This is a genomic window from Streptomyces sp. NPDC017448 (genome assembly GCF_044330565.1).
Lineage (GTDB): Bacteria > Actinomycetota > Actinomycetes > Streptomycetales > Streptomycetaceae > Streptomyces.
On the sequence record NZ_JBIRLM010000003.1, the window covers coordinates 80,978 to 95,580 of the forward strand.

General features: G+C 72.3%; 13 protein-coding genes and 1 riboswitch. Of the genes, 11 read left to right on the forward strand and 2 right to left on the reverse strand.

Annotated elements, in window-relative coordinates; translation table 11 throughout:
• Positions 1–39 precede the first annotated feature (39 nt).
• Positions 40–1,164: a glycine cleavage system aminomethyltransferase GcvT gene (gene gcvT / locus ACH4K1_RS07680; protein WP_398087576.1), complete on the reverse strand. Its 1,125-nt coding sequence runs from the start codon at positions 1,162–1,164 to the stop codon at positions 40–42.
• 178 nt (positions 1,165–1,342) lie between these two features.
• Positions 1,343–1,440: riboswitch (glycine riboswitch) on the reverse strand.
• A 162-nt stretch (positions 1,441–1,602) separates the two neighbouring features.
• Here gcvT and ACH4K1_RS07685 point away from each other — a divergent pair.
• The 11 genes from ACH4K1_RS07685 to ACH4K1_RS07735 all read left to right on the forward strand — a co-directional run bounded on the left by ACH4K1_RS07685 (position 1,603) and on the right by ACH4K1_RS07735 (position 13,659).
• On the forward strand, positions 1,603–2,310 hold the full coding sequence (locus tag ACH4K1_RS07685; protein WP_398087577.1) for an AAA family ATPase: 708 nt from the start codon (positions 1,603–1,605) through the stop codon (positions 2,308–2,310).
• A 70-nt stretch (positions 2,311–2,380) separates the two neighbouring features.
• On the forward strand, positions 2,381–3,151 hold the full coding sequence (locus ACH4K1_RS07690) for an enhanced serine sensitivity protein SseB (protein WP_398087579.1): 771 nt from the start codon (positions 2,381–2,383) through the stop codon (positions 3,149–3,151).
• 169 nt (positions 3,152–3,320) lie between these two features.
• Positions 3,321–4,103, forward strand: coding sequence for an enhanced serine sensitivity protein SseB C-terminal domain-containing protein (locus tag ACH4K1_RS07695; RefSeq protein WP_398087914.1), 783 nt, complete (start codon positions 3,321–3,323; stop codon positions 4,101–4,103).
• Between the two features lie 331 nt (positions 4,104–4,434).
• Positions 4,435–6,105 carry an ABC transporter substrate-binding protein gene (locus ACH4K1_RS07700; protein ID WP_398087580.1) on the forward strand — a complete coding sequence of 557 codons (1,671 nt, stop codon included), beginning with the start codon at positions 4,435–4,437 and terminating at the stop codon, positions 6,103–6,105.
• 85 nt (positions 6,106–6,190) lie between these two features.
• Entirely contained in the window at positions 6,191–7,195 is a 1,005-nt protein-coding gene (locus tag ACH4K1_RS07705) for an ABC transporter permease (RefSeq protein ID WP_398087581.1), read from the forward strand.
• Between the two features lies 1 nt (position 7,196).
• Positions 7,197–8,159, forward strand: coding sequence for an ABC transporter permease (locus tag ACH4K1_RS07710; protein WP_398087583.1), 963 nt, complete (start codon positions 7,197–7,199; stop codon positions 8,157–8,159).
• A 6-nt stretch (positions 8,160–8,165) separates the two neighbouring features.
• Positions 8,166–9,158: an ABC transporter ATP-binding protein gene (locus ACH4K1_RS07715; RefSeq protein WP_398087585.1), complete on the forward strand. Its 993-nt coding sequence runs from the start codon at positions 8,166–8,168 to the stop codon at positions 9,156–9,158.
• Positions 9,155–10,405 carry an ABC transporter ATP-binding protein gene (locus ACH4K1_RS07720; RefSeq protein ID WP_398087587.1) on the forward strand — a complete coding sequence of 417 codons (1,251 nt, stop codon included), beginning with the start codon at positions 9,155–9,157 and terminating at the stop codon, positions 10,403–10,405. Before ACH4K1_RS07715 ends, ACH4K1_RS07720 begins: the two co-directional genes overlap by 4 nt.
• A gap of 29 nt (positions 10,406–10,434) precedes the next feature.
• Positions 10,435–11,106, forward strand: a complete 672-nt coding sequence (locus ACH4K1_RS07725; RefSeq protein ID WP_398087588.1) for a trimeric intracellular cation channel family protein — start codon at positions 10,435–10,437, stop codon at positions 11,104–11,106.
• A gap of 341 nt (positions 11,107–11,447) precedes the next feature.
• Complete coding sequence (locus tag ACH4K1_RS07730; protein ID WP_398087590.1) at positions 11,448–12,296, forward strand: universal stress protein; 849 nt, start codon at positions 11,448–11,450, stop codon at positions 12,294–12,296.
• 28 nt (positions 12,297–12,324) lie between these two features.
• A complete protein-coding gene (locus ACH4K1_RS07735; RefSeq protein ID WP_398087592.1) occupies positions 12,325–13,659 on the forward strand; it encodes a PP2C family protein-serine/threonine phosphatase in 1,335 nt (444 codons plus the stop codon).
• Between the two features lie 47 nt (positions 13,660–13,706).
• Here the strand turns inward: ACH4K1_RS07735 and ACH4K1_RS07740 are convergent, their stop codons facing one another.
• Complete coding sequence (locus ACH4K1_RS07740; protein ID WP_398087594.1) at positions 13,707–14,555, reverse strand: universal stress protein; 849 nt, start codon at positions 14,553–14,555, stop codon at positions 13,707–13,709.
• Between the last annotated feature and the right edge of the window lie 48 nt (positions 14,556–14,603).

The following is a 14,603-nucleotide window of genomic DNA, read 5'->3' on the forward strand; positions in this document are numbered from 1 at the left end:
GGCGCGGGCGGCCGGAAACGCTCCGGCCCCTCCGGGATATCACTTCTGGCGCTTGTAGAACGGCAGCGCGACGACCTCGTACGGCTCGTGCGTGCCGCGGATGTCCACGCCCACGCCCTCGGTGCCGGGAGTGGCGAAGGCGGCGTCCACGTAGGCCATGGCGATCGGCTTGCCCAGGGTCGGGGACGGGGCGCCGGAGGTGACCTCGCCGATCACCTTGCCGTCGGCGACCACGGAGAACCCGGCGCGCGGGACGCGGCGGCCCTCGGCGACCAGGCCGACCAGCTTGCGCGGCGGGGCGCTCTCGGCGCGCTCGGCGGCGGCCTCCAGCGCCTCGCGGCCGACGAAGTCGCCCTCCTTCTCGAACTTCACGACCCGGCCCAGACCCGCGTCGAACGGGGTGAGCGCCGTCGTCAGCTCGTGCCCGTACAGCGGCATGCCCGCCTCCAGGCGCAGCGTGTCCCGGCAGGAGAGGCCGCAGGGGATCAGGCCGTGCGGGGCGCCGGCCTCGGTCAGCGCCCGCCACAGCTGTTCGGCGTGGTCGGGGGCGACGAACAGCTCGAAGCCGTCCTCGCCGGTGTAGCCGGTACGGGCGATGAGCGCCGGAACCCCGGCGACCGTGCCCGGCAGGCCGGCGTAGTACTTCAGCCCGTCCAGGTCGGCGTCGGTGACGGCCTTCATGATGGCGGGCGACTCGGGGCCCTGGACCGCGAGCAGCGCGTACGCGTCCCGGTCGTCGCGCACCTCGGCGTCGAAGCCCTCGGCGCGGGCGGTCAGCGCGTCCAGCACGATCTGCGCGTTGCCCGCGTTGGCGACGACCATGTACTCGGGGGCCCCGGTGTCGCCCAGGCGGTAGACGATCAGGTCGTCCACGATCCCGCCGTCCTCCTGGACGATCATCGTGTAGCGGGCCCGGCCCGCGCCGACGGTGGCGATGTTGCCGACCAGCGCGTAGCTCAGGAAGGCGGCGGCCTCGGGGCCGGTGACGGTGATCTCGCCCATGTGCGACAGGTCGAAGAGGCCGGCGCGGGTGCGGACGGCGTTGTGCTCGTCGCGCTCGCTCGCGTACCGCAGCGGCATGTCCCAGCCCGCGAAGTCGGTCATGGTGGCGCCGAGCGAGCGGTGCAGCGCGTCGAGGGCGGTGAGACGGGGGGCGGTGCTCATGGGCATGGCTCCAGGGCATGACGACGTCGGGACGGAGATCCTCCCCATCTGTCATCGGAACCTGAGAGGTTCGCCGACAGCCCCTGACGGGGTGGGCCCCGGAGGGCGCGCCCTTGTTCGGAGGGCTCGGCTTGCACCTTGGGTGGGGCCACCGGGGCGGCCCGCTTTTCAGATCTGCCTCATCCGCGCGGTACGGGGCCTGAGAGATTCAAGGGAGGGTCTTGCTCCTTCGGCGCCCGGCCCACACTGTGGCCGGAACTCTCCCGCGCGGATTCGAACGGCCGGTATGCAGTTGGCGCGGCCATCATCGCACGCCTTGCGGCGGAGCGGGAGGCCGGTCCTCGGCGCCCGCCCGGACGGCGAGGACGGTTGTGCCGCCTTGCCAGTTCTTTACACTTCAGGAACAGGTGTGGGCGGCCCGACGGCAAGGGGATGGGCATGACGTTGCAGCGGTCGGCACCGATCACGGGGGAGGCGTACCGGGCGATGCCCGCACAGCCTGGCGCGCCGGCGCGGGAGGCGCTCAGCGGGTGCGCCCCGGTGGTGCGGGATCTGCGCGGACGCGCCGGAGCGGGCCCCGAGGGCCTCGATTTCGCCGCCGGGGACATCGCGGTGGTCTCCGGTCTCCCCGGCGGGGGCAAGTCCACTCTGATCCGGCGCGCCGTGACCGGCCACGCCATCGACTCCCAGGACACCCGCGACCGCTGGACGGCCGCCCTGCCCTCCTTACTCCCGTACGCCCTCTACCGCCCCCTGGCCCGCGCCGCCCACTACCTCGGGCTCCGGACCGTCCTCCGTTCCGGCGCCTCCGTCGTCGTCCACGACTGCGGTACCCAGACCTGGGTACGCAGGTGGCTCGCCCGGCACGCCGCGCGCCGGGGCCGCGCCCTGCACCTGATCCTCCTCGACGTGGACCCCGAGACGGCCCGCCGAGGACAGCGCGAGCGCGGCCGGGGCGTCTCCGGCTACGCCTTCGCCCGCCACCGCCGCGCGGTCGGCCGGCTGATCCGCGACATCGAGCGGGGCCGCCCGCCCGCCGGCTGCGCCTCGGCGGTGCTGCTGGACCGCGAGGCCGCGGACGCGCTGCGCCGGATCTCCTTCGGCGACTTCACCGACGAAGAGCCCCCGCCCGTCCGCGCCGGATAGGGTTCTGGCCGAGCGAAGAGCGAGGGGCCGCCGCGCGCGGCCGACGCGGTGGAGAGAGGGCACAGAGGCAGTGGACATTCCGGCACCCGCACCGGCGCACCCCCAGCAGGGGTGGCCCGCCAACGAGCTCGAAGAGGTGCTCAGCGCCTCGCTCGGCGTCCCGGACGCGGGCGGCCGTCTCGTCGAAGTGCTCGGCCGCAGTTCCGTCTGGGTACCGCTGCCGAACGGCGGCAGCCCCGCCAGCGCCGACCTCGACCTGCCGATGATGGAGATCGACGGCGCGGCCTTCGTCCCCGTCTTCAGCTCCGAGGCCCAGTTCCTCGGCTGCGTCGGCAGCCACATGTCCTTCGCCGTCGCGCCCGCCCGCGACTTCGCCCGGGGCCTGCCCCCCCAGGTCGGCATCGCCGTCAACCCCGGCGGCGCCGTCGGCCTCCCGCTTCCGCCGCCCGCCGTCGCCGAACTGTGCCGGGCCGGCCGCACCCCCCTGGACGGCCCCGCCGCGGGCGGCCGCGTCCGCCTGTTCGAGCCGGACTGGCAGCAGGACCCGGTCGACTTCCTCTCCGTCGTCTCCGAGGAGTTCGAGGCCACCGGGGTGGTCGGCACCGCCCGCCGGACGCTGGCCAGCATCGAGGGCGGCGACCCGGTCCTCTTCGTCGGCGTCGAGTTCGCCGTCTGGGAGGGAGCGGACCAGAGCGTCCCCATGGACGCCGTCGGCCGGGCGCTCGGCCGGGTCCAGCCGCCCTGGCCGGTCAACCTGGTCCTGCTCGACGTCGCCCAGGACCTCGTCGGCGACTGGATGCGGGAGAAGGTGCGCCCCTTCTACCGGCGCGCGGGCCACTGAGGCGCGCACCCGCACCACGGCGTCGCACGAGGTTCCGGCGCCGGACGCCGCCGGACCGCGGCGTCAAGCCGATGTCCGGGGCGGCGCATAAGCTGGTTTGATGGCGAAGCCGCTCCCGTGGGCCCGGAGCGGCGTGAAACCGATGGAACGACGAGGGGCGGAACCCAGAGTGAGCGCGTCGGGCACTGCGGCGGCAGGGCAGGTCGAGCACATGCTGCGCCAGGTGACCCCCGGCCGGTACGACCGTTACGAGGCGCTGCTCGCCGCCCTCGCGGACGGCCGGGTCTGGATGCTGCTCTGGAACGGCACCGCCGGCTCGCCGGACGCCCAGTACGGCAACATGGAAGTCGACGGCCTGGGGTACGCCCCCTGCGTCACCTCCGCCCAGGAGCTCTCCGCCAGCGGCTGGAACCGCGCCCACGAACTGGTCACCGGACGCGACATCGCCCGTGCCCTCTTCCCCGACCGCTGGGGCGTCTGGCTCAACCCCCACGCTCCCGGCGGTGGCGTCGGCATCCCCTGGCTCGACCTGCGGCGGATCGCCACCGGCCTGGACCGGCTGCCCGCCGGGCCGCTCCGGATCTCCGACCCCGCGATCGAACTCCCGCAGTTCTACGCCCTGCTCACCCAGAACGCCCACCGCACCCCCGCCGTCCGCTCCCTGCGCCGGGCCTGGGTGCACCCCGCGGTCGGCGTGCCGTACCTCGCGATCGGCCTCGACCTCTACGACACCGGCCGCGCCTCGGTGGAGTCGGTGCGCGCGATGATGCGCCAGTCGGTCGCCGGAGTCCCCGACGGGCTGCCGGTCTCCACCGTCGCCCTGTCCGACGAGTACGACCCGGTCGGCATGTGGCTGCGCGCCAACGCCCGCCCGTTCTACGACCGCGAGGCCCACGGCCCGGCGGTCGCGCCCCCCGCCCCCGGCTACGGCTACCCGCCCCAGGCCCGCTGAGCTCCACCGGACCCGTGCCCCGGGGGCCTGAGCCCCACCGGGCCGGACCCCCGCCGGGCCGCGCATCGGACCGCGCGCACGGAGGCGTCCCGTCGCGTCGCCCGCCCCCGCTGAGCTGCGGCGGGCGACGGATCCGCCCGTCGGGCGCCGAACGCCCGCTGATGTCGGGCTTGTTAACTTCCCTCGGGAGGATGTCCCGGAACTGGACGGTTTGTTAACTGTCCGGGTCTCGACTAGGTATCACCGCTATCCGGACTGTTCTCTTGCGATGTACCCCGTCTGTAGTGTGCGGCCATCGAAGCTCACCACATGGCGAACCAGGGGTGGACCCATGCGCATATTCAAGTCCCGGGCCGTCCGGGCGATCACGACAGCGGTCGCTGTCGGACTGGTCGCCACGGGCTGTTCCAGCGAGCGGGACGAGGGCGGCTCCAAGGGAGGCGACAAGGACACCTTCGTCTTCGCCGGAGCCGGTGACCCCGGTTCCCTCGACCCGGCCCTCGCGAGCGACGGCGAGACGTTCCGCGTCACCCGCCAGGCCTTCGAGGCGCTCCTGGAGCACGAGCCCGGCGGCAGCAAGCTCGTCGGCGGTCTCGCCGAGAAGTGGTCGAGCGACGAGGCCGGCAAGGTCTGGACGTTCAACCTCCGCCAGAACGTCAAGTTCCACGACGGCGAGGCGTTCAACGCCGCCGCGGTCTGCGCGAACTACGACCACTGGTTCAACTGGAAGGGCACGTACCAGTCCAGCGCGGTCTCCTACTACTGGCAGTCCATCATGGGCGGGTTCGCGAAGAACGAGGACGCCGAGGCGCCCAAGGCGAACTACAAGTCCTGCACCGCCAAGGACGAGAACACCGCCGTCATCGAGGTGAACGAGCCCTCGGCCAACCTGCCGGGCGGATTCTCCCTCCAGGCGCTGGCGATCCACTCGCCGAAGGCCATCAAGGAGTACGAGAAGCAGGACGCGAGCGCCAAGGGCGACGCGATCACGTACCCCAAGTACAGCCAGGAGGCCGGCACGGTCGCCGGCACCGGCCCGTACAAGATCACGAAGTGGAACAAGGGGACGAAGGAAGTCTCCCTCACCCGCTTCGACGGCTACTGGGGCGACAAGGCCAAGGTGAAGAACCTGGTCTTCCGCACCATCTCCACCGAGGAGACCCGCCGCCAGGCGCTCCAGGCGGGTGACATCGACGGCTACGACCTGGTCGCGCCGGCCGATGTGACGACGCTGGAGAAGCAGGGTTACGAGGTTCCGACCCGTGACGTCTTCAACATCTTCTACATCGGCATGAGCCAGGCGTCGAACCCGGCGCTGAAGAAGCCCGAGGTCCGCCAGGCGATCACGCACGCCATCGACCGCGAGAACCTCGTCAACACCCAGCTGCCCGAGGGCGGCAAGGTCGCGACCCAGTTCATGCCCGACACGGTCGCCGGCTTCTCGGACAAGGTGAAGACGTACCCGTTCGACACCGCCAAGGCGAAGAGCCTCCTCAAGCAGGCCGGCGAGGAGAAGCTGAGCATCGACTTCTGCTACCCGACCGAGGTCACCCGCCCGTACATGCCCGCTCCGCAGGACATGTTCGAGCTGATGAAGGCCGACCTGGAGAAGGCCGGCATCACCGTCAAGCCGAAGGCCATGAAGTGGGCCCCGGACTACCTGGACGCCACCGAGGCGGGCTCCTGCGCCCTGCACATGCTCGGCTGGACCGGTGACTTCAACGACGGCTACAACTTCATCGGCACCTGGTTCGCCGGCCCGGACAAGCAGTGGGGCTTCAAGGACCAGAAGGTCTTCGACGCCGTGAACGCCGCTTCCAAGGTCACCGACCCGACCGCCCGCACCGAGGCCTACAAGAAGGCCAACGAGGCGATCATGGAGTACGTCCCGGGCGTGCCGATCTCCTCGTCGCCCCCGGCCATCGCGTTCGCCAAGAACGTCAACCCGCCGAAGGTCTCCCCGCTGACGCAGGAGAACTTCGCCGAGGTCTCCTTCAAGTAATCGCACACCAGCGGGTCCGCCCGGCCACAGCAACCAGGTGGCCGGGCGGACCCGCATCGACGCACGTGAGAAAGGGGCATGCGGGGTGCTGCGACTCGTCGTCAGAAGACTTCTCCAGCTCATTCCCACCCTGCTCGGCCTGTCGGTCCTGCTGTTCCTCTGGCTGAACCGACTGCCCGGCGGACCCGCCACAGCGATCCTGGGCGAGCGGGCCACCGAAGCCGAAGTGGCGAGAATCAACCGTGCACTCGGGCTCGACGAGCCGGTGCACGTCCAGTACTGGCGCTTCCTCAAGCGCATCTTCGAGCTCGACCTCGGGACCTCCACCCAGACCGGGCAGCCGGTGTGGGACGAGTTCACCCGCGCCTTCCCCGCCACCGTGGAGCTGAGCCTCGCGGCGATCCTGATCGCCGTCGTCGTGGGCATCCCGATGGGCTACCTCGCGGCCAGGCACCGCGGCGGCTGGCTGGACGTCGCCTCGGTCTCCGGATCGCTGCTCGGCATCTGCATCCCGGTCTTCTTCCTGGCCGTGCTGCTGCGCGGGATCTTCTCCGTCCAGCTGCAGTGGTTCCCGAGCCAGGGACGGCTCAGCCCCAAGATCGACGCCACCGACGTCACCGGATTCGCCGTCCTGGACGGCCTGCTGACCGGTGAGTTCGACGCGAGCGTGAACGCGATCTGGCACTTGACCCTGCCCGCCGTCGCGCTGGCCTCGATCCCGCTCGCCGTCATCGTCCGGATGACCCGCGCCAGCGTCCTGGAGGTGCTCGGCGAGGACTACATCCGTACCGCCGAGTCCAAGGGCCTCGACAAGAGGACCGTGCGTGGACGCCACGTCCTGCGCAACGCCCTGCTGCCCGTGATCACCGCAGTCGGCCTGCTGACCGGCAGCCTGCTCTCCGGTGCGGTGCTCACCGAGTCCGTCTTCGACTTCGGCGGCATCGGCTCCTTCATCCGTACCGCGATCGACGGCCGTGACTACCCGGTCCTCGTCGGGTTCATCCTCTTCATCGCGATGGTGTACGTGCTGATCAACCTGCTGGTCGACCTCGCGTACAGCATCATCGACCCCAGAGTGCGGGTGCACTGACGTGACGATCCTGACCAACAAAGCGGACAAGATCGACCGCCTCGCCGAGCTGACGCAGAGCTCCGAGACCGTCACGGGCTCCAGCCTGTGGCGCGAGGCGTTCCGCCGGATGCGCTCCAGCAAGATGGCGATCATCGGCGCGGTCATCATCGGCGCGTTCATCGTCCTCGCCGTCGTCGGGCCGCTGGTGGCCCCGCACGGTGCCACCGCGCAGAACTGGCGCAGCGAGGTCTTCCCCAACCAGGGCAAGTTCATCGGCATGCGCGGCGAGAACTGGTTCGGCCTGGACCACCTGGGCCGCGACATGTTCTCCCGCTGGCTCGTCGGGGCCCGGCAGACGCTGCTCGTCGGCGTCGTCTCCATGCTCATCGGCCTGATCGTCGGCGCCCTGGTCGGTGTGCTCTCCGGAGCCGCCGCCACCCTCGGCGGGAAGGCCGGGCAGCGCGTCGACACCGTGATCATGCGCTGCACCGACATCGTGCTGTCGCTGCCCTCGCTGCTGCTCGCCGTCTCCATCGCCGCCGTGCTCGGCCAGTCGCTGACCACCGTGATGATCGCCGTGGGCATCGTCCAGATCCCCGTCTTCGCCCGCCTGCTGCGCGGCTCGATGCTGGTCCAGGGCGGCGCCGACTACGTGCTCGCCGCGAAGGCGGTCGGCATCCGGCGCAAGCGGATCGTGCTCACGCAGATCCTGCCGAACTCGCTGAGCCCCGTGATCGTCCAGGCCACCCTGAGCCTGGCGACCGCGATCATCGAGGCCGCGGCCCTGTCGTACCTGGGCCTCGGCAACCCCGACCCGGCCGTTCCCGAGTGGGGCGTGATGCTCGCCCAGGCGCAGCGCTTCTTCGACAACGACCCGATGATGGCGGCCTACCCGGCCATCGGCGTCATCATCACCGCCCTCGGCTTCACCCTGCTCGGCGAGGCCATGCGCGAAGCCCTCGACCCGAAGTTGCGAGGCTGAAGTCCCATGTCACTGCTCTCCGTTGAGGAACTCAGCGTCACCTTCACCGCCCGCGGCCGCAAGGACGCCACGGCCGTGGACGGCGTCTCCTTCACCGTCGACCAGGGCCAGGTCGTGGGCCTGGTCGGCGAGTCGGGCTGCGGCAAGTCCGTCACCTCGCTCGCCCTGATGGGGCTGCTGCCCCGCAAGGGTGTGCGCGTGGGCGGCCGTGCCGAGTTCGACGGCCGGGACCTGCTGACGCTGAACGAGCGCAAGCTGCGCGACCTGCGCGGCAGCCAGCTCGCGATGATCTTCCAGGACCCGCTCTCCTCGCTGAACCCGGTCGTTCCGATCGGCGTCCAGGTCACCGAGATCCTCCAGCGCCACCGCGGGCTGAAGGGCGAGAAGGCCCGCAAGGAAGCGGCCTCGCTGCTCGACCGGGTCGGCATCCCCGACCCGGACCGGCGGCTCAAGGAGTACCCGCACCAGCTCTCCGGCGGTATGCGCCAGCGTGCGCTGATCGCCATGGCGGTCGCCTGCGCGCCCCGGCTGCTGATCGCCGACGAGCCGACGACCGCCCTGGACGTCACCATCCAGGCGCAGATCCTGGAGCTCCTGAAGGAGCTGGTCGACCACCAGGGCACCGCCCTGCTGATGATCACGCACGACCTCGGGGTCGTCGCCGGCCTCTGCGACGAGGTCAACGTCCTGTACGCCGGGCGGGCGGTGGAGTCGGCGGGCCGCCGCGAGCTGTTCGCGCACCCCACCCACCCGTACGCGCACGGACTGCTCGGCTCCATCCCGCGCCTGGACGCACCGCGCGGCGAGCCGCTCCACCCGATCCGCGGGTCCATCAACGACAAGATCGCCTGGGCCGACGGCTGCGCGTTCGCCCCCCGGTGCGACCACTACACGATGGAGTGCCTGACCGGCACCCCCGAACTGACCGAACCACGCACGGCCGGACACCAGGTGCGCTGCGTCAACCCGGTCCTGCCCAAGGCGGAGGTCCCGGCATGAGCCTTCTCGAACTGGACGACGTCAAAGTCCACTTCCCGGTCAAGAAGGGCCTCTTCTTCGACCGTACGGTGGGCCACGTCTACGCGGTCGACGGCGTCTCGCTGACCATCGAGGCCGGCCAGACGTACGGCCTGGTGGGCGAGTCGGGCTGCGGCAAGACGACCCTCGGCCGGGCGGTCCTGCGGCTGAACGACATCACCGACGGCGGGGTCGTCTTCGACGGCACCGACCTGGCGAAGCTGCCCTCCGAGGAGATGCGGGCCTTCCGCCGCCGCCTCCAGATGGTTTTCCAGGACCCGCTGGGCAGTCTCAACCCCCGGCAGAACATCGAGTCGATCCTCTCCGAGGGCATGGCCGCCCACGGGATCGGCAAGGACCGGGCGGAGCGCCGGGAGAAGATCAAGGACATCCTCGCCAAGGTCGGGCTGCCGTCCAACGCGATGTCCCGCTACCCGCACGAGTTCTCCGGCGGCCAGCGCCAGCGCATCGGGATCGCCCGCGCGCTGGTCCTGGAGCCGGACGTGATCATCTGCGACGAACCGGTCTCCGCCCTGGACGTCTCCGTCCAGGCGCAGGTGATCAACCTGCTGGAGGAGCTCCAGGAGTCCCTCGGCCTCACCTACCTGGTCATCGCGCACGACCTCGCGGTGGTCCGGCACATCTCGGACGTCATCGGCGTGATGTACCTCGGCGGCCTCGTCGAGGAGGCCCCGAGCGACGCGCTGTACGCGAAGCCCCGGCACCCGTACACCAAGGCCCTGATGTCGGCCGTCCCGGTGCCGGACCCCGAGGTCGAGGACCGCCGCGAGCGCATCCTGCTCCACGGCGACCTGCCCTCCCCGGCCAACCCGCCGGCCGGCTGCCGCTTCCACACCCGCTGCCCGTGGGTGCAGGAGACCAAGTGCGCCACGGAGCGCCCGCCGCTGCTGGACACCGGCGACGGGCACAAGGTCGCCTGCCACTTCACGGCCGAGATCGAGGCCGGGACGGTGAAGCAGACCCTGGCCACCGGGATCGAGGCGGTCACCGCCACGGAGGAGGTGGCGGCCGAGGCGGTGGAGACCTCCGAGGGCGAGGCGTCCGAGGCCGGGTCCGGAGCCCCGGAGCCCGCGGCCGCCGAGTCCGCCGGCGCCGGGGGCGGGGCGCCGGAGCAGGAGCCCGCGACCGTACCGGCCCAGGCCGGAGCGGGCCCCTCCGAGAAGGCGGCCGATGCCGAGGAGAAGGCGGAGGAGAGCCCCCAGGCCTAGGGAGCGCCCCGGCCCGGCACAATTGGCCGGTGCTCACCGAACTGTTCACCCCCTCCGTCCAGCATGCGCTCGACCTCGTCGGGATCTTCGTCTTCGCGATCTCGGGCGCCCTGCTCGCCGTCCGCAAGAACTTCGACGTCTTCGGCATCGCGGTTCTCGCGGAGGTGACGGCGCTGGGCGGAGGGCTGTTCCGTGACGTGATGATCGGTGCGATCCCGCCCGCCGCCTTCACCGACCTCGGCTACTTCACCACCCCGCTGGTCGCCGCCGGCCTGGTCTTCTTCCTCCATCCGCACGTGGAGCGCATCCAGGTCGGCGTCAACGTCTTCGACGCGGCGGGGCTCGGCCTGTTCTGCGTGACCGGCACGGTCAAGGCGTACGAGTACGGACTCGGCCTCACCTCGTCGGCGGCGCTGGGCCTGGCCACGGCGGTCGGCGGCGGTGTGCTGCGCGACGTGCTGGCCAACGAGGTGCCCTCGCTGCTGCGCTGGGACCGCGACCTGTACGCGGTGCCCGCCATCGTCGGCGCGACCATGGTCGTCCTGTGCATCCGCTTCGACACCCTGAACGCCCTGACCAGCGGGCTCGCGGTGATCGCCGCCTTCGCCCTGCGGCTGCTGGCGCTGCGCTTCCACTGGCGGGCGCCGCGCGCCTACAACCGCTCGTCGGCGCGGGCCGAGGAGGGTTCGGCGGCGACCTAGGGCGTGTCCGGCGGGCCACGGCCTCCGCTGCGGGCCGCCCCGCGTCGGGCCCCCGCCTCCCGTTCCGCCCCGTGGGTCCGGTCGCCGGTGCGGGCGGCCGATTCACCCCGATGCGCCCATGACGTGCGAACGGCGGTGGGAGCCCTAGCCTGCTGTTGACCCCGTCTGTCCGGGGAGGGCGGCCCCGGCCCGTCCCGGCGCCGGGGCCCGACGACGCCCGCCGCACCGGTGGGACCGCCGGGGTTCCGGGCCCCGGCGGCCGGCCCGGTCGTTCCGGGCCGGGCCCGCGCGGGGCCGACCCGGTCGGGCGCCGCCCGCCGACCCTCTTCGAAGGAGACACCGTGCCCCAGCCCGTCATCGTCGGAGTCGACGGAACGTCCGACAGCCTGCTCGCGGCCGACTGGGGGGCCCGCGAAGCGCGACGGCAGGAGACCCCCCTGGTCCTGCTGCACGGCTACGAGAGGTTCGGCTTCGGCGGGGAGGGCTACGAGGACGACGAGGCCAGGGACCTCCTCGACACCTCCGTGACGTGGGTGCGCGAACACCACGAGGACGTCGAGGTGACGGGTGAACTGGCGGTGGGGCCGGAGAGCGAGCTGCTCGTGGAGCGCGGCGAGGACGCGCGGATGATCGTCCTGGGCTCCCGCAGGCCGGGGCCGGTCACCGGGTTCATCGTCGGGTCGGTCGGACTGCGCGTGCTGAGCCGGGCGGCCTGCCCCGTGGTCCTCATCCGCGGCGGCACCGTCAGCCACCGGCCGCGGAACGGCGAGATCGTGGTGGGCGTCCCCGAGGACGAGGAGGAGGCCGACGCGGTTCTGGAGTTCGCCTTCCGGGCCGCCGCCACCCGCGGTGCTCCGCTGCGGGCCGCACGCGCCTGGCACCTTCCCCCCATCGCCACCCGCCACCCCGCCGCGCTGGCCCTGGCGGAGACGCGCGGGAGCCTGGAGGCGGCCCACCGGAGCGGCCTGCTCGAACGGCTGGGACCGTGGCGCCGGGCCCACCCCGAGGTCACGGTGGTCGAGCACGTCGAGCTCGGACCGACCGTGGAGATGCTGGTCTCCCTCGCCGCTTCGGCGCAGCTCCTGGTCCTCGGCCGGCGCAGCAGGCTCGGCACCCGCTACGTGGGACACGTCGCCCACTCCGTACTCCACTTCGCCGACGCCCCCATCGCCCTCGTCCCCACCCGGTGAGCACCGGCGGCCGGCGCGAAGCGGGGCAGTGGTGACGGACCGGCGGCCGCACGGCGACGCGGCGCCCTTCGCCGACCGGCGCAGACGCCTGGATACCGAGAGGGAGCAGATCGCCCGGAAGCTGCGGGCGCTCGCCGCCACCGAGAACCGGCTGGAGGGCCTTCTCGACGCGGTGCTCGCGATCACCGGCGAACTGGAACTGGACGAGGTGCTGCGCCGGATCGTCACCACCGCCATGCACCTGTGCGGTGCCCGCTACGGAGCGCTCGGCGTGCTGGACGAGGAGGGCGAGCGCCTGGAGCAGTTCATCACCGTGGGGTTGGACGAGGCGGAGTACGAGGCGCTGGCCGGCATCGACTTCCCCCACGGTGACGGCGTCCTGGGCCTCCTCATCCAGAACCCGGAACCGCTGCTGCTGGAGGACATCTCCGCCCATCCGGCCTCGGTCGGCTTCCCGCCCGGCCACCCCCGCATGCGGTCGCTCCTCGGTGTCGCCATCAGCGTCCGGGGCCGCGTCTACGGCGATCTCTACGTGTCGGAACAGCACGACGGGCAGCCCTTCGAGCACGGCGACAAGGAAGTCCTGGCGGCCCTGGCCGGCGCCGCCGGCATCGCCATCGAGAGCGCCAACCTCTTCGAGCAGGTCCGCGGCAGCGCCGAGAACTTCCAGCGCCTGCTGCTGCCGGTCCTCCCCGATCTCCGCCCCTACGCCGCGGCCACCGTCTACCGTCCCGCCGCCGTGCCCAACCGGCTGGGAGGCGACTGGTACGACGCGCTGTGGCTGCCGGACGACGCGCTGGGCGTCGTCATCGGCGACGTCTGCGGCCACGACCTGTCGGCGGCCGCCGACATGGCGCAGATCCGCAACATGCTGCGTGCGCTGTTCTTCGACCGCCGCACGCCGCCCAGCGACGTCCTGCGGCAGCTCGATGCCACGCTCGACGCCGGGTCCGCCGCGCCGACGGCCACCGTGCTGCTGGCGCGCGTCGAGCCGTGCGGGCAGGAGTGGGAGCTGCACTGGTGCTCCGCGGGCCACCTGCCGCCCCTGGTGATCACGCCCGGCGGGCGGGCCGCGTACCTGTCGGGGGAGCCCGGGGTGCCGCTGGCCGTCGATCCGGCGCTCCCGCGGCCGGACCACCGGGTGACGCTGCCGCCGGGGGCCACGGTCGTCTTCTTCACCGACGGACTGGTCGAGCACCCCGCCCGTTCGATCGACGAGGGGTTGGCCGCCCTCGCCGAGCAGGCGGCCCTGCACTCCGCGCTGCCGGTGGAGGAGCTGGCGGGCGCGCTCGCGGACCACCGCCCCGGCGACGGCCGGGACGACGTGGCCCTCCTCGCCCTGCGGCTTCCGGCGCGGGGCTGACGGTCCGGTGCGACGCCGCGCGCCCCGGCGGGGGCCCGCAGCGACGTCTACCGCGTGGGGACGACGGCGACGGGGGCGTTGGCGAAGTGGAGCGTCGCGTGGACGACGTGCCCCACATAGCGGCTGCCCGGGGTACTGCTGCGTCCGACGACCAGAAGGTGGGCGCCGGCGGCGAGATTCACCAGCATGTCGGCGGCGAATCCCCGTTCGACGTGTTCGGTCACCGCGATGTCGGGGTAGCGGCGGCGCCACGGCTTCAGGAGGCGGACCAGTTTCTGCCGGTGCTCCGTGCCGAGTTCACCCGGCCGGTCGGAGAGGCCCAGGACGCCGGTCCGGTTCGGGAACAGGGCGGGGAGCGCCCAGGCCCGCGCCGCCCGCAGGGGGACGCCGTTCGCCGCCGCGGTCCGGAACGCGAAGTCCAGGACCGCCGTGGCCTCGTCCTCCTCCGGGGGGACGCCCGCGACCACCGCGCCCGTCGGCGGCCGGTGCACGGCTTCGCCGCCCCGGATCATCACCACGGGGCACAGGGTCCTGCTCACCACGCGGAGCCCCACCGACCCGAGGAGGAAGCCGGCGACCGGTCCCGGTCTGCGGGATCCGAGCACGATCATCTCGGCCTCGCGGCCCCGCTCGGTCAGGAGCTCGGCCTCGGGCCGGGCGACCATCTCGGCACGGGCCTCCACGTCGGGATGCTGTTCGCGGACATGGGTCAGGGCGTCGTGCAGTACGTGCTCGGCCGACTGCCGCTCACGGTCGGCATCGCCGAGGAGGGTGGGCTCGTGGCCGTGCAGCAGCAGGAGAGGCGCCCCCCTGCGGCGGGCTTCGTCGGCCGCCCAGCCGGCCGCGTGCAGACTGTCCGGCGTACCGTCGACCCCGACGATGACGGGTTGCTTCACGATGTCTCCTCTCCTGGCGACGGACGGCGGGGCGCCGCCCGTCGAACG

What these genes read in the sequence shown, in the direction of transcription:
- gcvT (WP_398087576.1), bottom strand. Translation starts at nt 1,164, where the DNA reads ATGAGCACCGCCCCCCGTCTCACCGCCCTCGACGCGCTGCACCGCTCG.
- ACH4K1_RS07685 (WP_398087577.1), top strand. Translation starts at nt 1,603, where the DNA reads ATGACGTTGCAGCGGTCGGCACCGATCACGGGGGAGGCGTACCGGGCG.
- ACH4K1_RS07700 (WP_398087580.1), top strand. Translation starts at nt 4,435, where the DNA reads ATGCGCATATTCAAGTCCCGGGCCGTCCGGGCGATCACGACAGCGGTC.
- ACH4K1_RS07715 (WP_398087585.1), top strand. Translation starts at nt 8,166, where the DNA reads ATGTCACTGCTCTCCGTTGAGGAACTCAGCGTCACCTTCACCGCCCGC.
- ACH4K1_RS07720 (WP_398087587.1), top strand. Translation starts at nt 9,155, where the DNA reads ATGAGCCTTCTCGAACTGGACGACGTCAAAGTCCACTTCCCGGTCAAG.